Origin of the sequence: Streptomyces sp. NBC_01788 (genome assembly GCF_035917575.1) — a bacterium.
In the GTDB taxonomy this organism is placed as follows: Bacteria; Actinomycetota; Actinomycetes; order Streptomycetales; family Streptomycetaceae; genus Streptomyces.
The window spans coordinates 5393683-5411791 of the sequence record NZ_CP109090.1; the positions used below are offsets into that span (position 1 = coordinate 5393683).

Here is an 18109-nt window from a genome sequence, read left to right on the forward strand (position 1 = left end):
GCGCGCCGGGGCGGCGCCCCGGCGGACGCGGCCGGGGGAGGGTCAGTTGCCGGACGACTGGGCCTGGATCGCCGTGATGGCCGCGGTGGTGACGATGTCCGGCACCAGGGCGCCGCGGGACAGGTCGTTGATCGGCTTGCGCAGGCCCTGGAGGACCGGGCCGACCGCGACCGCGCCGGCCGAACGCTGCACGGCCTTGTAGGTGTTGTTGCCGGTGTTCAGGTCCGGGAAGATCAGCACGGTGGCCTGCCCCGCCACCTCCGAGCCGGGCAGCTTGGTGGCGGCCACCGAGGGTTCCACGGCCGCGTCGTACTGGATCGGCCCCTCGATCATCAGGTCCGGGCGGCGCAGCCGCACCAGCTCGGTCGCCTCGCGCACCTTGTCCACGTCGGCGCCCGAGCCGGAGTCGCCGGTGGAGTACGACAGCATGGCGATCCGCGGTTCCACCCCGAACCGGGCGGCGGTGGCCGCCGACTGGATGGCGATGTCGGCCAGTTGCTCGGCGTCCGGGACGGGGTTGACCGCGCAGTCGCCGTAGACGAGGACCTTGTCGGCCAGGCACATGAAGAACACCGAGGAGACGATCGAGGCGTCGCTGCGGGTCTTGATGATCTCGAACGCGGGCCGGATGGTCGCGGCCGTGGAGTGCACCGAGCCCGACACCATGCCGTCGGCCAGCCCCTCCTGCACCATGAGCGTGCCGAAGTAGTTCACGTCCGAGACGACGTCGTACGCCAGCTCCACCGTGACGCCCTTGTGGGCGCGCAGCGCCGCGTACCGCTCGGCGAAGGCGTCCCGCAGGTCGGAGGTGGCCGGGTCGATGAGCTGCGCGTCCCCGAGGTCGATGCCCAGGTCGGCGGCCTTCTTGCGGATCACCTCCGCCGGGCCGAGCAGCGTCAGGTCGCACACGCCCCGGCGCAGCAGCACCTCCGCCGCGCGCAGCACGCGCTCCTCGGTGCCCTCCGGCAGCACGACCCGGCGCCGGTCGTGGCGGGCCTGTTCGAGGAGCTGGTGCTCGAACATCATCGGGGTGACCCGGTCGCTGCTGGGCGCGGAGACCCGCTTGCTGAGGTCGGCGGTGTCGACGTACCGCTCGAACAGGCCGAGCGCGGTCTCCGCCTTGCGCGGGGTGGCCGCGTTGAGCTTGCCCTCCAGGGAGAACAGCCGCTCGGCGGTGAGGAAGCTGTTGCCGGACACCGAGACGACCGGGGTGCCCGGGGCGAGGCGGCCGGCCAGGGTGAGGATCTCCTGCCGCGGCGCCTCGTTCAGGGTGAGCAGCACGCCGGCTATCGGCGGGGTGCCGGCGCTGTGCGCGGCGAGCGAGCCGATGACCAGGTCGGCGCGGTCGCCGGGGGTGACCACCAGGCAGCCGGGGGTCAGCGCCTTGAGGAGGTTGGGCAGCATGGCGCCGCCGAAGACGAAGTCCAGGGCGTCGCGGGCCAGTCCGGAGTCGTCGCCGAGGAGCACCCGGCCGTCCAGGACCTGGGTGATCTGCGCGACCGTCGGCGCGGACAGGGCCGGCTCGTCGGGCACCACCCAGCAGGGCACCGGCAGCCGGCCGGCCAGCCGCTCGGCGATCTCGTCGCGGTCCTCGCGGGCCACCCGGTTGGTGACCATGGCCAGCACGTCGCAGCCGAGGCCGTCGTAGGCGCGGTAGGCGTTGCGGGTCTCGGCGAGGACCGACTCCGCGTTCTGTCTGCGGCCGCCCACGACCGGCAGGACGGAGGCCCCGAACTCGTTGGCGAGCCGGGCGTTGAGGGACAGCTCGTCCGGGAGCTGGGTGTCGGCGAAGTCGGTGCCGAGGACGAGCACCACGTCGTAGTCCCGGGCGACCAGGTGGAAGCGGTCGACGAGGGCGGACACCAGTTCGTCCGTGCCCTGCTCGGCCTGGAGGGCGGACGCCTCCTGGTAGTCCAGGCCGTAGACGGTCGCCGGGTCCTGGGGGAGCCGGTAGCGGGCGCGCAGCAGCTCGAAGAGGCGGTCGGGGCCGTCGTGGACGAGGGGACGGAAGACGCCCACCCGGTCCACCTGCCGGGTCAGCAGTTCCATGACTCCCAGCTCGACGACCTGCCGGCCGTCACCGCGGTCGATACCGGTCACGTACACGCTGCGGGTCACGCGGGCTCTCCGTTTCCTCGGGGGATCACTCGTCGGCCGGGGATGGCGTCCTGCAAAAAACGCCCACCGGGGTGAGCGGAATCCCCTTGACAGTACCCCTGCCGGTAGCTATGGCGCCCATCAGGCCATGGCCGTCCCCCGGACATGAAACAATCGGACGGGATCACCGGTGTCAACAGCGAGCAGGAGACACAGCAGCATGCGTATCGGAGTTCTCACGGCGGGCGGCGACTGTCCGGGACTGAACGCGGTGATCCGGTCGGTCGTCCACCGGGCGGCCACGACGTACGGCGACGAGGTCATCGGCTTCGAGGACGGCTACGCGGGCCTGCTCGACGGCCGTTACCGCACCCTGGACCTCAACGCGGTGGGCGGCATCCTCGCCCGCGGCGGCACCATCCTCGGCTCCTCCCGCCTGGAGCGCGACCGGCTCCGCGAGGCCTGCGAGAACGCCTCGGACATGATCCACCGGTTCGGCATCGACGCGCTGATCCCGATCGGCGGCGAGGGCACGCTGACCGCGGCGCGCATGCTGTCGGACGCCGGGCTGCCGGTGGTGGGCGTGCCGAAGACGATCGACAACGACATCTCCTCCACCGACCGCACCTTCGGCTTCGACACGGCCGTCGGCGTGGCCACCGAGGCCATGGACCGGCTGAAGACCACGGCCGAGTCCCACCAGCGCGTGATGGTCGTGGAGGTCATGGGCCGGCACGCGGGCTGGATCGCGCTGGAGTCCGGCATGGCGGCCGGCGCGCACGGCATCTGCCTGCCCGAGCGCCCCTTCGACCCGGCCGACCTGGTGAAGATGGTCGAGGAGCGGTTCGCCCGCGGCAAGAAGTTCGCGGTGGTCTGCGTCGCCGAGGGCGCCCACCCGGTCGAGGGCAGCATGGACTACGGCAAGGGCGAGATCGACAAGTTCGGCCACGAGCGCTTCCAGGGCATCGGCACGGCGCTGGCGTACGAGCTGGAGAGCCGGCTCGGCAAGGAGGCCAAGCCGGTCATCCTCGGCCACGTCCAGCGCGGCGGCGTGCCGACCGCCTACGACCGCGTCCTCGCCACCCGCTTCGGCTGGCACGCGGTGGAAGCCGCCCACCGCGGTGAGTTCGGCCACATGACCTCGCTGCGCGGCACCGACATCGTGATGGTCCCGCTGGCCCAGGCGGTGACCGAGCTGAAGACCGTCCCCAAGGACCGCATGGACGAGACGGAGTCCGTCTTTTAGCGGTCCAGGCGGTCCAGGCGGTCCAGGCGTTCCGGGAGCCGGTGGTCCGGGCGGGAAGTGCGGCTCCCTAGCGGTCCCCGCCGGACTCCCGTACCCACCGGTACACCAGTTCCGGCCTGCCCACCTGCCCGTACAGCGGGCTGCGTACGGCCCGGCCCGCGTCCACCAGGTGCTCCAGATAGCGCCGGGCGGTGATCCGGGAGATGCCGACCGTCCCGGCGACCCCCGCCGCGGTGAACCCTTCCTCCGCAGCGCGCAGCGCGTCCGTCACCCGCTGGAGTGTCGGCGCGCTGAGCCCCTTGGGGAGGGCCGCCGGGCTCGGTGCGCGCAGGGTCGCTATCGCGCGGTCCACCTCGTCCTGGCCGCCCACCTCCCCGACCGCCGCACGGAACTCGGCGTACCGCACGAGCCGGTCCCGGAGCGTGGCGAAGGTGAACGGTTTCAGGACGTACTGGACCACCCCCAGCGAGACCCCTTCGCGCACCACCGCGAGGTCCCGTGCCGAGGTCACCGCGATCACGTCCGCGTGGTGGCCGCCCGCCCGCAGCGACCGGGCCAGCTTCAGGCCGTGCACGTCCGGCAGATGGAGGTCGAGGAGCAGCAGGTCCACCGGGGTGCGCTCCAGGACCCGCCGGGCCTCGGCGCCCGTGTGCGCCGTGCCGACCGTGACGAATCCCGGCACCCGGCCCACGTACATCACGTGCGCGTCGGCCGCGACCGGGTCGTCCTCCACCACCAGGACGCGGATGGGCTGCGTCCCGCTCCCGGCGTCCGTCATGCCACGCCTCCGGGCAGGCCGCGCCCGGCCCCGGACCCGGCCCTGCCGGTCACGAGGTTCTCCGTCCCGTGGGTCAGGGGCAGGCGCGCCTCGAACACCGCGCCGCCTCCTTCGGCATCCGTCACCGTCAGCGTCCCCTCGTGCCGCCGTACCGCCTGCCGCACCAGCGCCAGGCCCAGTCCCCGCCCGCCCGGGCCCGTCGGCTTGGTGGAGAAGCCGTGCTGAAACACCCGGTCCGTGTGGGCCGGGTGCACGCCCGGCCCGTTGTCCGCGACCCGCAGCACCAGTTCGCCGTCCTCCGCGCACGCCGTGACCGTCACCCGTGCCGGCATGCCGCCCTGCGCCGCGTCCACCGCGTTGTCGACGAGGTTGCCGAGGATCGTCACCAGGTCCCGGGGCGGCAGGCTCCGCGGCAGCAGACCGTCGTCCAGGCCGCTGTCCGAGGACACCACCAGCTCCACGCCGCGCTCGTTGGCCTGGGCCGCCTTGCCGAGCAGCAGCGCGGCCAGCACCGGCTCGCTCACCGCCGTGACCACCTGGTCGGTCAGCGCCTGCGCCAGTTCCAGCTCCGCCGTCGCGAACTCCACGGCCTCCTCCGCCCGCCCCAGCTCGATCAGCGACACCACCGTGTGCAGCCGGTTGGCCGCCTCGTGCGCCTGGGAGCGCAGCGCCTGGCTGAAGCCGCGCTCCGAGTCCAGTTCGCCCATCAGCGACTGGAGTTCGGTGACGTCCCGCAGGGTCACCACCGTGCCCCGGCGCTGACCGCCCGACACCGGCGAGGTGTTGACCACCAGCACGCGCGCGTCGGTCAGGTGCACCTCGTCCACCCGCGGTTCGGACGCCAGCAGCGCGCCGGTCATCGGGGCCGGCAGGCCGAGGTCCGCCACCGACCGGCCCATCACGTCCTCCTGGCGTCCCACGCCCAGCAGTTCGCGCCCGCCGTCGTTGATGAGCGCCACCCGGTGCTGTGCGTCCAGCATCAGCAGACCCTCGCGCACCGCGTGCAGGGCGGCCTGGTGGTAGTCGTGCATCCGGCTGAGCTCCGCCGCGTTCATGCCGTGGGTGTGGCGGCGCAGACGCGCGTTGATGACGTACGTGGCGATCGCGCCGAGCGCGAGGATCCCGGCCGCGACCGAGAACAGGGCGATGACCTGTTCGCGTACCCGCTCGCTGATCGCCTCCACCTTGATGCCGGCGCTGACCAGACCGACCACGCGGCCGTGCTCCTCGACGGGGGTGACCGCGCGGACGGACGGGCCGAGGGTGCCGGTGTAGGTCTCGGTGAAGGACTCGCCGCGCTGGGCGCGGGAGATGTTGCCGAGGAAGGGCCGCCCGATCTGGTCCGGATCCGGGTGCGTCCAGCGGATGCCCCCCGGGGTCATGATCGTGACGAAGTCGACCCCGGTGTCCTGCTGGACCCTCAGCGCGTACGGCTGGAGTTCCGACGAGGGGTCGGAGGTCCGGATGGCCGTCAGGACCGAGGGGGCGTCGGCGATGGAGCGGGCCACCGCCGTGGTCTGCCGGCGGGCCGACTCCTCGGCCTGGCCCCGGTCGCTGAGGTAGCTGAACAGCGCGTACCCGGCCACGACGAGCGCCAGCAGCACGGCCTGCATGGCGAACAGCTGGCCCGCCAGGCTGCGGGGTCTGGGGAGGACGGGTATGCGCATGCCGCCAAGTCTGCCTCTTTCGTTCTGGCGTGAACCATGTGGCGTGAACTTAATGAACGGAAGCGTGACCCCCCTCACAGGACGGGAGATAGTCGCGGCATTCCCCCATGCCCGGACGTGAGCCGCACGCCGGTGATGCCGATGACGTCGTCAAGGAGGGCCGCCTTGAGCAGCGCAGCCGATACGGCACCTGCCGCACCCGCAGCCAAGCGGGACCGTACCCACTATCTGTACATAGCGGTGATCGCCGCGGTCGTCCTCGGCGTCGCCGTCGGGTTCGCCGCGCCCGACTTCGCCAAGGAGCTCAAGCCGCTCGGCACCGGCTTCGTGAACCTGATCAAGATGATGATCTCGCCGATCATCTTCTGCACGATCGTGCTCGGCGTCGGCTCGGTGCGCAAGGCCGCGAAGGTCGGCAAGGTCGGCGGCCTCGCGCTCGGCTACTTCCTCGCCATGTCGTTCGTCGCGCTCGCCATCGGGCTCGTGATCGGCAACATCGTGCACCCGGGCAGCGGGATGCACCTGACGGAGGCGGTCAAGGGCGTCGGCCAGGCGCAGGCGCAGGCCGGGAGCGAGGGCCCGGTCGACTTCGTGCTCGGCATCATCCCGACCACGCTCGTGTCGGCGTTCACCCAGGGCCAGGTGCTGCAGACCCTGCTGGTCGCCCTGCTCGTCGGGTTCGCGCTCCAGGCCATGGGCCGCAAGGGCGAGCCGGTCCTGCGCGGGGTGGAGCACATCCAGCGGCTGGTCTTCCGCGTGCTCGCCATGATCATGTGGGCCGCCCCGATCGGCGCCTTCGGCGCCATGGCCGCCGTCGTCGGCGAGACCGGCATCGACGCCCTGAAGGCACTCGCCGCGATCATGCTCGGCTTCTACGTCACCTGTCTGCTGTTCGTGCTGGTGGTGCTGGGCGCGCTGACCCGGCTGGTGGCCGGCGTCAACATCTTCCACCTGCTGAAGTACCTGGGCCGTGAGTTCCTGCTGATCCTGTCGACGTCGTCGTCGGAGTCCGCGCTGCCCCGGCTCATCGCCAAGATGGAGCACCTGGGCGTGAGCCGTCCGGTCGTCGGCATCACCGTGCCGACCGGCTACTCCTTCAACCTCGACGGCACGATGATCTACCTGACCATGGCCTCGCTGTTCATCGCCGACGCGATGGACCAGCCGCTGTCCATCGGCCAGCAGATCACGCTGCTGCTGTTCATGATGATCGCGTCCAAGGGCGCCGCCGGTGTCACCGGTGCCGGACTGGCCACCCTCGCCGGTGCCCTCCAGTCCCACAAGCCCGCCCTGGTCGACGGTGTCGGCCTGATCGTCGGCATCGACCGCTTCATGAGCGAGGCCCGCGCCCTGACCAACTTCGCGGGCAACGCGGTCGCCACCCTGCTGATCGGCACCTGGACCGGCGAGGTCGACAAGGACCGCGTCCGGCGCGTCCTCGCCGGCGAGCTGCCCTTCGACGAGAAGACGCTGCTGGACGACGCCGACGCCGACGCCGACGACGGCGCCGGGAGCCCCGAGCAGCGCGACCTGGCCAAGGTGTAGCGCTCCGGCAGGACACCGAGACCCCGCACCCCCTCAAGGGGGCGCGGGGTCTCTTCGTGTTCCGAGGCGGAAAGCCGGCGAGCGTGCTCCCGGGCGTCAGTCGCTGATCCTGGCCACCAGGGCGGCGGCGAGGGAGGCGGGCAACCCGGCCGCCGTCAGGACCGTCACCGCGGCCGTGCGGCCAGCCTCCCGGGGGTCGAGCAGGCCGTCGTTCACCGCCTCCATCAGGGCGAACAGGATCTGCTCCTTCACGTACGCCAGGGCGGGCGCGGGCAGGGGAGAGGCGAAGACGCCCTCGTCCAGGCCGCGTTGGAGAAGTCCCGCGGCGCTCTCCCGGACGGGGGTGAGGCGTTCGCGGATGCCCTCCATGCTCACCGTGCGCTGGGCGAGCGCGACCAGCAGCCGGTAGCGGTCGGCGATCTCCCAGACCGCCAGCACCGACCGCGCCACGGCCTCCGCCGGGTCCGCGACGCTGTCCCGGCCCGCCGCGTGCGCGGTGGCGAGCGCGAGCACCGCCTCGTCGACGAGCGTGCTGATCAGCGCCTCCCGACTGGGGAAGTGGCCGTACACCGTGCGCCGTACGACACCGGCCGCGCGCGCGATCTGGTCCATGGACGCGTCGGGGTCGCGCAGCAGCTCCGCGAGGGCGACGTCGAGGATCCGGCGCCGGTTCACGTCGGCGCGACTGGTGCTACCCGTGGTCATGGCTGACATTCTGCCCCCTCCCGACTTGCACAGCGCTGTGCAAGGGTCGTACATTGCACATCGTTGTGCAATTGCACTCTGCTGTGCAAGTAGACCAAGGAAGGCGACTCCTGCCCATGCGACTCGTCATGAACGAACCGGCCGAAAGGATGGACCGCCCCTACGCACGGCGCTGGTGGGCGCTCCTCGTGCTCTGCCTGAGCCTGCTGATCATCGTGATGGCGAACACCGCGCTCACGGTCGCCGCGCCCGACATGACCCGGGACCTCGGCCTGTCCAGCGCCGACCTCCAGTGGGTCATCGACGGCTACACCGTCCCGTACGCGGCGCTGATGCTGCTGCTCGGCGCGATCGGCGACAAGTACAGCCGGCGCGGCGCGCTCGCCCTCGGGCTCGTCGTGTTCGGCGGCGGCGCCGTCCTCGGTTACTTCGCCGACAGCGCGGCGGCCGTCATCGCGGCCCGCGCCGTGATGGGTGTGGGCGCCGCGCTGATCATGCCGGCCACCCTGTCGCTGCTGGCCGCGACCTTCCCGCGGGCCGAGCGCGCCAAGGCGATCACCCTGTGGACGGCCACCGCCGGCCTCGCCATCGCCGCCGGTCCCCTCGTCGCCGGCGCGCTGCTCCAGGACCACGGCTGGTCCTCGACCTTCCTGATCAACGTGCCGGTCGCCGCCGTCGCCCTGGTCGGCACCTTCGTCCTCGTACCGCCCTCCAGGGCGGCGCGGCACGGCCGGATCGACTACGTCGGCGGGCTGCTGTCGGTGGTGTGGATCGGCTCGCTGGTCTACATGATCATCGAGGGTCCGCACTTCGGCTGGGACGCCAAGGCGGTCACCGCGGCCGCGGTCGCGGGCGTCAGCCTGGTGGCCTTCGTCCTGTGGGAGCTGCGCCACCCGCGCCCGGTCCTCGACGTACGCCGCTTCACGCAGCGCCGCTTCGCAGGCTCCAACCTGGCCGTCGCCCTGTTCTTCCTGGCCGTCTTCGGCGCCTTCTACTACCTCACCCAGCACCTCCAGTTCGTCCTCGGCTACGACGCCCTGGCCACCGGGCTGCGCATGCTGCCGCTGGCCGGCGCCGTCTTCGCCGGCTCGGCGCTGACCGGGTACCTCACCCCGCGCGTCGGCATGAAGTGGACGGTGACCGCGGGCATGGTCGGCGGCACCGCGGCCCTGGCGCTGCTGACCCGGGTGGACGGCTCGTCCGGCTACGGCGACCTCGTGGCACCCCTGGTGATCCTGGGCCTGGCGATCGGGCTCGCCCTCTCGCCCTGCACCGACGCCATCATGGGCGCCTTCCCGGAGTCCGAGCTGGGCGTCGGCGGCGCCGCGAACGACACCTCCCTGGAGCTGGGCGGCTCGCTCGGCATCGCGATCCTCGGCTCCCTGCTGTCCACCTCGTACGCCCAGCACCTCTCCGACGCCACCGCGGGCAGCGGGCTCCCGGCGGGCGCGCTGTCCACCGCCCAGGACTCGGTCGGCGCCGGATACGCCGTCGCCCAGGGCATCGGGGAGAAGGCGCAGAAGCTCGCGGCGCAGGCCGCCCACGCGACCGACCCGCAGCAGGCCGCGCAGCTCAAGGCGCAGGCCGGAGGGCTCGCCGAGGGCGCCCAGCGGATGAAGGAGGCGGTCGGCTCGGCCTTCTCCGACGCGGTGGCCCACACCAGCCTGGTCGGCGCGGTGATCCTGGGCGTGGGCACCCTCGCCGTGGCCCTGCTGCTGCCGCGCGGCGCCGCCCGCGACGAGCAGCCGGCCGAGGAGGCGAAGGAGCCGGTGGGCAGCGGTGTGAAGTCGGCGGCCCGGATCTGACGTCGGGACCGGTCCCGTGCGAGCGACGTCTTCGCGTGGCGCTCGGGCGGGACCGGCCACCCCCGTCCCGGCCCCCTCCGCACGCTCCGCCGCGGCGCTATCCCTCCCGCGCCCACGGCCGCAGCTTCTCCGGGTTGCGGACCACCCAGATCCGGGTGACACGCCCGTCGGAGACGTCGAACGAGGCGACGGTCATGACGACACCGGCACGCCGGGCCACCAGGCCCGGCACACCGTTGACCGACCGCTCCAGGAGTTCGAGCCCCGGAGCCATGTCGGCGATGGCGACCATGTACCCGGCGATGCGCTCGCCGCCCTCGACCGGACGCAGGACGGTGCCGACCATGCCGCCGCCGTCGGCGGTCATCACGGCGGCCGGGTCGAGGAGACCGACGAGGGCTGCGATGTCCTTGGTCTCCCATGCCTCTTTGACGTGCCTCACCACGTCGGCCTGGCCGGTCGCCGTGACCGGAGCGCGCGTGACGCCCACCCGTCGTCGAGCGGACGCCGCCAACTGCTTGCAGGCCGCAGGGGTCCGGCCGAGAACATCGGCGATCTCGGCGAACGGGTAGCGGAAGACGTCGTGCAGGACGAACGCCACCCGCTCGGCGGGCGTCATCGACTCCAGGACGACGAGGAAGGCCATGACCACCGACTCGTCCAGGACGATCTGGTCGGCGGGGTCGGAGCCGTCCGTGTGGTCCCACTCGGTGCGGTCGGGCAGCGGCTCGGGCAGCCACGCGCCGACGTAGCGTTCGCGGCGGGCTCGCGCCGAGCCGAGCAGGTCCAGGCAGATGCGACCGGTCACCGTCGTCAGCCAGGCGCCGGGGGACAGGATCTCCTCCCGCCGGCTTCGCGGCAGCCCGTACCAGCGTGCGTAGGCATCCTGCACGGCGTCCTCGGCCTCGGACACCGAGCCGAGCAACCGGTAAGCGACATTGATCAGGTGGCGCCGCTCGCCGGCCATGCCGTCCGTGCTGTTCCCGACAGTCCCCATGCCTCCGGCCGCCCCCTCGCCTTACCTTTCGCAGGCCCGCGTCGTCGAGCTGTTGAGACCTTATAGACCTACTGCCCGAAGGGCGGAAAAGGGGTGTGGCGTGGCCACTCAGGTGACGGCGAACGCACGGCGCGGCTTCTCGTTCCTGCAGATCGCGATCGCGGTGCAGACCCTGACCATCTTCTTCCAGGCGGTCTCCGCCGGACTGCTGCTGACCTCGTCCTACGGCGAGACGCTGCACGGTGTCGGAGCCCGTGTGATGTACGGGGCGGCGATGCTGTACGTGCTCGCGGCGGTGCTGGCGTGGAAGCCGGGCGGCGGCTCGCCCCGGCCCATCCGGCACGCGTCGGGTTTCCTCGTGCTCGCCTCGGTCCAGGTCGTGCTCGGCATCGCGCACGTCCCGTCGGTCCATCTCCCCCTGGGTGTCCTGATGTTCGCTCTGAGTGTGCTGGCGCTGACCCGGCGCTGACCGGTTCGTCCCATGCCGCGACGCCCTGTGAACTGAAAGCTCCTGGCAGCCGTCTCTTACTGCGATGGACTAGCGTGCCGTGCCGGACGGTGCCGCGCCGATCGGCGCGGCACCGTCCGCAGGCACAGGGCAGGTACGGAGAGGCAAACCACGGGATGGCGATCGACTGGGACCGGCGCACCTGCGCGCGCAAGGGGCATGTGACCTACGCACCGGACGACCCGAGGCTGCGGATCCGGCTGCACGCGCGGACTGCGCTGGGCGACGTCTGGCGCTGCCTGCGCTGCGGCGACTTCGCGCTCGGCGAGCCGCACGGCTCGGGACCGGCCGGCGACGCCCCGCTGGTGCCGCGCGGCAAGGTGCTGCGGGATCTGTTCATCCTGCGGTTCCTCGCGTTCGAGCGGGCCCTGCGCGGGGTGTTCATCGTGCTGGTCGCGGTGGCCGTGTGGAAGTTCAGCAACAGCCAGGACGCGGTACGCCGCCTGTTCGACGAGTACCTGGACGTCTTCCGCCCCGTCTTCCAGCACTTCCACTACGACCTCGACCACTCGCCTGTCATCGGCACCGTCCAGAAGACCTTCGGCTACCGGTATTCGACCCTGCTCCTGGTGGCCTGCGTCCTGCTCGCCTACGCGCTGGTCGAACTGATCGAGGCGGTCGGCCTGTGGTACGCCAAGCGCTGGGCGGAATACCTGACGGTGGTCGCCACCGCCGCCTTCCTCCCGCTGGAGATCTACGAGCTCACCGAGCACATCAGCGCGGTCAAGATCACCACACTGGTCCTCAACATCGTCGCCGTCCTCTACATCGCCTTCGCCAAGCGCCTGTTCGGCCTGCGCGGCGGACGCCGGGCCTTCGACGAGGAACGCCGCAGCGCCTCCCTGCTCGAAGTGGAGGAGTCGGCCGGCGTGATGGCCTGAGCGACGTCCGGCGCTCGGCCGTTGCCTTGACGTCGGCGTCAGGGCGTACGTTCGTACGCATGCGAATCGGCGAGCTGGCCGAGCGGGCCGGGACCACGACGCGGGCGCTGCGGTACTACGAGTCGCGGGGGCTGCTGCCCGCGCGACGGGACGCGCAGGGCCACCGCTCCTACGACGAGCGCGACCTGCGTCTGCTCACGCAGATCAGGACGCTGCGGGACTTCGGGTTCGAGCTGGAGGAGACCCGGCCGTTCGTGGAGTGTCTGCGGGCCGGGCACCCCGAGGGCGACTCGTGTCCGGCCTCCCTCGACGTCTACCGGCGCAAGCTGGACCAGCTCGACGCGCTGATCGGCGAGCTGCGGGCCGTCCGGGAGCAGGTCGGCGCCCAGCTCGGCAGGGCGGAGAGGGCGCGGGAGGCACTGGCCGCCGACGCGGGGGTTCCGGGCGGTCCGGAGCCGAGGTGCGAGCTGGGAGGGCAACAGCGGTGATCAGGGCAGATGGAGTGGCGGAGGTGACGGACGCGGACTTCGCGGCGGAGGTGCTCGGCGCGGACCGGCCGGTGCTGGTGGAGTTCACCGCCGACTGGTGTCCGCCGTGCCGGCAGATGGGGCCCGTGCTCAGCGCACTGGCCGCCGAGCAGGGCGAGCGGCTGAAGGTGGTCCAGCTCGACGTGGACACCAGCCCGGACACGACGAACGCGTACAAGGTGCTGTCGATGCCGACCTTCATGGTCTTCCGCGCCGGCGAACCCGTGAAGTCCATGGTGGGCGCACGCCCCAAGCGGCAGCTGCTGGAGGAGCTGTCCGACGTGCTGTGGCCTGCCGGAAGGGACCCACGGGACGGGCCGTGACAGCGGGCCGGAGAATGAGAAATCCCCCGGGCAATTGCGTCCGGGGGATTTCTCTGCGTATATTCGGTGATTCGCGACTTGGTATTCGTCGGGCCGCGAAGAAGTTCACTGAGCAGAGTATATCCGGGCGGGAGCCGAATTGTCAAACACCGAATTTCCAGACGGTGAATTGCGGCAGGAGCAGGAATTCATCGACGGACTGTACGCCCGCGTGGACGCGCTGCGCGGTGACACCGAGACCTCCGTCGCGGACGCGCTCGCGCAGGGCGACACGCCCATGCAGGCCCGGCTGGAGCGGGACATCCTCGTCGCCGAGCGGTCGGGGCTGCTGGCCGCGCTGAACGCCGTGGACGGCTCGCTCTGCTTCGGCCGGATCGACCTCACCGGCGGCGACAGCCACCACATCGGCCGCATCGGCCTGCGCGCCGAAGACGCCGAGCGCACGCCGATCCTCATCGACTGGCGCGCCGACGTCGCCCGCCCCTTCTACCTGGCCACCGGCCACACCCCGATGGGCCTGCGCCGCCGCCGGCACATCTCCACCGACGGCCGCCGGGTCACCGCCCTGCACGACGAGATCCTCGACCTCGGCGACACCACACGGACCGGCCACGAGGACCCGACCGGTGACGCGGTGCTGCTCGCCGCGCTCGACTCCGCGCGCACCGGCCGGATGGGCGACATCGTGCGGACCATCCAGGCCGACCAGGACCGCATCATCCGCGCGCCGCACCGCGGCGTGCTCGTGGTCGAGGGCGGCCCGGGCACCGGCAAGACCGCGGTCGCCCTGCACCGGGCCGCCTACCTGCTCTACGAGCACCGGGAACTGCTCGCCCGGCGGGCCGTGCTGATCGTCGGTCCGAACCCCGCGTTCCTCGGCTACATCGGCGAGGTGCTGCCCTCGCTCGGCGAGACCGGGGTGCTCCTGGCGACCGTCGGCGAGCTGTTCCCCGGTGTGAGGGCGACCGCGTCGGACACCCCCGAGGCCGCGGCGGTGAAGGGCCGCGCCGACATGGCCGACGTGCTCGCCGCCGTCGTGCAGGACCGGCAGGCGCTGCCCGATCCGGTGATCGCCATCGAGCACGACCGCGAGATCCTGATGCTCGACGACGGCCTGGTGCACGTCGCCCGCGAACGCACCCGCGCCGCGAAGCTGCCGCACAACGCGGCCCGCGAGCACTTCGAGGGCCACATCCTCAACACGCTCACCGACCTGCTCGCCGAACGCATCGGCACCGACCCCTACGACGGCTCCAACGTCCTCGACCCCAGCGACATCACCCAGATCCGCGACGAACTCGCCGAGAACCGCGAGGTCTGGTCGGCGATCGACCGGTTGTGGCCGCGGCTGACACCGCAGCGGCTGGTGGCGGACTTCCTGGCGGAGCCGGAGGGGTACGTCGGCGACGAGGACGCGGCCGCGATCCGCCGCCCGGTGACCCGGGCGTGGACCGTCGCGGACGTCCCCCTCCTCGACGAGGCCGCCGAACTGCTCGGCGAGGACGACCGCCTGGCCCGCGCCCGCGCCGAGCACGAGCGCGAGACCCGGATCGCCTACGCCCAGGGCGTGCTGGACGTGTCGTACGCGTCCCGCACGTACGAGTTCGAGGACAAGGAGGACGGCGACCCGGACGCCTCGGAGGTGCTGTCCGCGCACGACATCATCGACGCCGAGCGGTTCGCCGAACGCCAGGAGGAGGACGACCATCGCAGCGCCGCCGAGCGCGCGGCCGCCGACCGTACCTGGGCGTTCGGGCACATCATCGTCGACGAGGCGCAGGAGCTGTCGCCGATGGCGTGGCGGCTGCTGATGCGGCGCAGCCCGACCCGCTCCATGACCCTGGTCGGCGACCCCGCGCAGACGGCGGAGGCGGCCGGCGTCGGCTCCTGGGCGGACATCCTCCGGCCGTACGTCGAGGACCGCTGGGAGCACACCCGCCTCGGCGTCAACTACCGCACCCCGGCCGAGATCATGGACGTGGCGGCGGCCGTGGTCCGCGCCGAGCACCCCGGCTTCGAGCCGCCCGGCTCGGTCCGCTCCACGGGCGTACGGCCCTGGGCCCGCGCGACCGACGACCTGCCCGGCGCGGTGGAGAAGGCCGTCGTGGAACTCACCCCGGAGGAGGGCCGGCTCGCCGTGATCGCCCCGCGCGATCTGCACCGGCGGCTGGCCGCCCGGCTCGACGGGGTCACGGCGGGCGCCGAGCCCGACCTGACCCGGACGGTCGTCCTCCTCGACCCGCGCCAGGCCAAGGGCCTGGAGTTCGACTCCGTCCTCGTGGTCGAACCCGCGCGCTACGGCACGAGCGACCTGTACGTGGCGTTGACGCGTGCCACGCAGCGGCTGGGTGTGCTGTATTCGGAGGCGTTGCCTCCGGCTCTGGGGGAGGCGTTCGGGGAGTAGGGGTGGCTGTTCCGGGGGCTGCCGCCCCCGGACCCCCGCTTCGGCCTGGACGGCCTCGTCCTCAAAGGCCGGACGGGCTGGTTGTGCTCACGCCGGTCGCAGCCACACCGTCGCCAGGGGCGGCAGGGTCAGGCGGATGCTCGCCGGGCGGCCGTGGCGGCCCTGGGGCTCCGGCTTGACCGGGTCGGGGTGGACGACGTCGCTGCCGCCGTAGCGGGCCGCGTCGGTGTTGAGGACCTCCCGCCAGGCGGGCACGTCGTCGGGGACGCCGATGCGGTAGTCGGGGCGGACGACCGGCGCGAAGTGGGACACCGCCAGCAGCGGGGTGCCGTCGGTGTCGTGGCGCAGGAAGGCGAGGACGTTGTCGTCCGCCGCGTCCCCGGTGATCCACTGGAAGCCGTCGGGGTGGACGTCGCGCGTCCACAGGGCGGGCGTGGCCCGGTAGACGGCGTTGAGGTCGCGGACCAGGTCAAGGACCCCCCGGTGGTCGGCCGCGGCGCCGTAGTTCGGGTCGAGCAGCCACCAGTCCGGGCCGCGGGTCTCCGACCACTCCGAGCCCTGTGCGAACTCCTGGCCCATGAACAGCAGTTGCTTGCCCGGATGGGACCACATGAAGCCCAGGTAGGAGCGCAGGTTCGCCCGCTGCTGCCACCAGTCGCCGGGCATCTTCGACACCAGCGAACGCTTGCCGTGCACCACCTCGTCGTGCGAGATCGGCAGCACGTAGTTCTCGCTGTAGGCGTACACCATCGAGAACGTCATCTCGCCGTGGTGGAACTTGCGGTGGACGGGGTCGTGGCTCATGTACTGGAGCGAGTCGTGCATCCAGCCCATGTTCCACTTCAGCCCGAAACCCAGGCCGCCGAAGCCGCTCGGGCCCCGGTGGTGGGTCGCCCGGGTCACGCCGTCCCAGGCCGTGGACTCCTCCGCGACGGTGACCACGCCCGGCACCCTGCGGTACACGGTCGCGTTCATCTCCTGGAGGAAGGCCACCGCGTCCAGGTTCTCCCGGCCGCCGTGCTCGTTGGGCGTCCACTGGCCCGGCTCGCGCGAGTAGTCGAGGTAGAGCATGGAGGCGACCGCGTCCACGCGCAGGCCGTCGATGTGGAACTCCTCGCACCAGTACAGGGCGTTGGCGACGAGGAAGTTGCGCACCTCGCGGCGGCCGAAGTCGAACTCCAGGGTGCCCCAGTCCGGATGCGCGGCCCGCAGCGGGTCCGCGTGCTCGTACAGGGGCCGCCCGTCGAACTCGGCCAGGGCCCACTCGTCGCGCGGGAAGTGCGCGGGCACCCAGTCCATCAGGACGCCGATGCCCGCCCGGTGCAGGGCGTCGACCAGGAACTTGAAGTCGTCCGGGGTGCCCAGGCGCGCGGTGGGCGCGTAGAAGCCGGTGACCTGGTAGCCCCAGGAGCCGCCGAAAGGATGCTCGGCGACCGGCATCAGCTCCACGTGGGTGAAGCCGAGGTCCTTGACGTACGCCGGGAGCTGCTCGGCGAGTTGCCGGTACGTCAGTCCCGGGCGCCAGGAGGGAAGATGCAGCTCGTACACCGAGAACGGCGCCTCGTGGGCCGGGCGCCTGGTGCGGCGGGCCATCCACTCCGCGTCGCCCCACTCGTGGTGCGAGGCGTGCACGACGGACGACGTGGCCGGCGGCACCTCGGTACGGCGGGCCAGTGGATCGGCGCGCAGCGTCTTCGAGCCGTCCGGCCGGGTGATCTCGAACTTGTACAGCTCGCCCTCGCCGATCCCGGGCACGAACAGCTCCCACACGCCCGTCGCGCCGAGCGAGCGCATCGGGTACCCGGTGCCGTCCCAGAAGTTGAAGCCACCGGCGACGCGCACACCCCGGGCGTTGGGCGCCCACACCGCGAACCGGGTGCCGGTCACGCCCTGGTGGGTCATCGGGTGGGCCCCGAGCGCCTGCCAGAGCTGCTCGTGCCGGCCCTCGCCGATCAGGTGCAGATCGAACTCGCCCAGCGTGGGCAGGAAACCGTAGGCGTCCTCGGTGTCCTGCACCGTCCCCGCGTACTCCACCTCCAGCCGGTACGCGGGCACCTCCGGCAGCGGCAGCATCCCCGAGAAGAACCCCTGTCCGTCGTCCCGCAGCCCGGCCCGCCGTTCCCCGGCGACCACGGTCACGCCCAGCGCGTACGGTTGGAACACCCGGAAGGCGACCCCGCCGGGCACCGGGTGCGCGCCGAGTACGGAATGCGGGTCGTGGTGCGTCCCCGCGAGCAGCCGCTCCCGGTCCCCGGGTCCGACGGCGGCCGGGGCGGCGCCCTCCGGACTCCTGGCGGCCATGGGTTCGGGCGGCGACGGGGGTTCCGGTGCCGTGGGACTGACCACCGCCGACCGGGCGGCCTTCTTCGTGGCCGCCTTCTTCGCCGCCGTCGCTTCCTTCTTGGCGGTCTTCCTGGCCACGGCCCCGGCGGCCGCGGTCTTCGCGGCGGTTGCCTTCGCGGTGGTCTTCTTCGCCGCCGTGTTCTTGGCGGCCGTCGTCCTCTTCGCCACCGCCTTCTCGGCCGTGGCCTTCTTCGCGGCTGCCTTCTTCGTGGCCGCCTTCTTCGCAGGCGTCGGCTGGTTCTTCGGGTCCGAACCGCTGGACGGGGTGCGGGGGGTCACGGGC

Annotated in this window: 14 protein-coding genes; 8 read left to right on the plus strand and 6 right to left on the minus strand. The window is 72.1% G+C overall.

Annotated elements, in window-relative coordinates; translation table 11 throughout:
• Positions 1–42: 42 nt before the first annotated feature.
• Positions 43–2118: a phosphate acetyltransferase gene (pta, locus tag OIE49_RS24580; RefSeq protein WP_326804165.1), complete on the minus strand. Its 2076-nt coding sequence runs from the start codon at positions 2116–2118 to the stop codon at positions 43–45.
• A gap of 199 nt (positions 2119–2317) precedes the next feature.
• Between pta and OIE49_RS24585 the strand changes: the two genes are divergently transcribed.
• Positions 2318–3343, plus strand: coding sequence for an ATP-dependent 6-phosphofructokinase (locus tag OIE49_RS24585; RefSeq protein WP_326804166.1), 1026 nt, complete (start codon positions 2318–2320; stop codon positions 3341–3343).
• Between the two features lie 67 nt (positions 3344–3410).
• Here OIE49_RS24585 and OIE49_RS24590 read toward each other — a convergent pair whose 3' ends face one another.
• Both OIE49_RS24590 and OIE49_RS24595 read right to left on the minus strand, forming a co-directional pair.
• Positions 3411–4121, minus strand: coding sequence for a response regulator (locus OIE49_RS24590; RefSeq protein WP_326804167.1), 711 nt, complete (start codon positions 4119–4121; stop codon positions 3411–3413).
• A complete protein-coding gene (locus OIE49_RS24595) occupies positions 4118–5788 on the minus strand; it encodes a sensor histidine kinase (protein ID WP_326804168.1) in 1671 nt (556 codons plus the stop codon). The genes OIE49_RS24590 and OIE49_RS24595 overlap by 4 nt, the downstream gene beginning before the upstream one ends.
• Positions 5789–5953: 165 nt before the next feature.
• On the opposite strand from OIE49_RS24595, the gene OIE49_RS24600 reads away from it, so the two are divergent.
• On the plus strand, positions 5954–7333 hold the full coding sequence (locus OIE49_RS24600) for a cation:dicarboxylate symporter family transporter (RefSeq protein WP_326804169.1): 1380 nt from the start codon (positions 5954–5956) through the stop codon (positions 7331–7333).
• 96 nt (positions 7334–7429) lie between these two features.
• Here OIE49_RS24600 and OIE49_RS24605 read toward each other — a convergent pair whose 3' ends face one another.
• Positions 7430–8047, minus strand: a complete 618-nt coding sequence (locus tag OIE49_RS24605) for a TetR/AcrR family transcriptional regulator (RefSeq protein ID WP_326804170.1) — start codon at positions 8045–8047, stop codon at positions 7430–7432.
• A 107-nt stretch (positions 8048–8154) separates the two neighbouring features.
• Here OIE49_RS24605 and OIE49_RS24610 point away from each other — a divergent pair, with 107 nt between their 5' ends.
• Entirely contained in the window at positions 8155–9843 is a 1689-nt protein-coding gene (locus OIE49_RS24610) for an MFS transporter (RefSeq protein ID WP_326804171.1), read from the plus strand.
• Positions 9844–9940: 97 nt separating this feature from the next.
• Here the strand turns inward: OIE49_RS24610 and sigJ are convergent, their stop codons facing one another.
• Complete coding sequence (sigJ, locus tag OIE49_RS24615) at positions 9941–10840, minus strand: RNA polymerase sigma factor SigJ (RefSeq protein WP_326804172.1); 900 nt, start codon at positions 10838–10840, stop codon at positions 9941–9943.
• Positions 10841–10940: 100 nt separating this feature from the next.
• Between sigJ and OIE49_RS24620 the strand changes: the two genes are divergently transcribed.
• The 5 genes from OIE49_RS24620 (at position 10941) to OIE49_RS24640 (ending at position 15483) form a co-directional block, all read left to right on the plus strand.
• Entirely contained in the window at positions 10941–11309 is a 369-nt protein-coding gene (locus tag OIE49_RS24620) for a hypothetical protein (protein ID WP_326804173.1), read from the plus strand.
• 155 nt (positions 11310–11464) lie between these two features.
• Positions 11465–12229 carry a DUF2127 domain-containing protein gene (locus tag OIE49_RS24625; RefSeq protein WP_326804174.1) on the plus strand — a complete coding sequence of 255 codons (765 nt, stop codon included), beginning with the start codon at positions 11465–11467 and terminating at the stop codon, positions 12227–12229.
• A 59-nt stretch (positions 12230–12288) separates the two neighbouring features.
• Positions 12289–12717: a MerR family transcriptional regulator gene (locus OIE49_RS24630; protein WP_326804175.1), complete on the plus strand. Its 429-nt coding sequence runs from the start codon at positions 12289–12291 to the stop codon at positions 12715–12717.
• 14 nt (positions 12718–12731) lie between these two features.
• Positions 12732–13079, plus strand: a complete 348-nt coding sequence (locus OIE49_RS24635) for a thioredoxin family protein (protein ID WP_326806320.1) — start codon at positions 12732–12734, stop codon at positions 13077–13079.
• Positions 13080–13248: 169 nt separating this feature from the next.
• Complete coding sequence (locus OIE49_RS24640) at positions 13249–15483, plus strand: HelD family protein (protein ID WP_326804176.1); 2235 nt, start codon at positions 13249–13251, stop codon at positions 15481–15483.
• Positions 15484–15570: 87 nt separating this feature from the next.
• Here OIE49_RS24640 and glgB read toward each other — a convergent pair whose 3' ends face one another.
• On the minus strand, positions 15571–18105 hold the full coding sequence (glgB, locus tag OIE49_RS24645) for a 1,4-alpha-glucan branching enzyme (protein WP_326804177.1): 2535 nt from the start codon (positions 18103–18105) through the stop codon (positions 15571–15573).
• Positions 18106–18109: the final 4 nt, after the last annotated feature.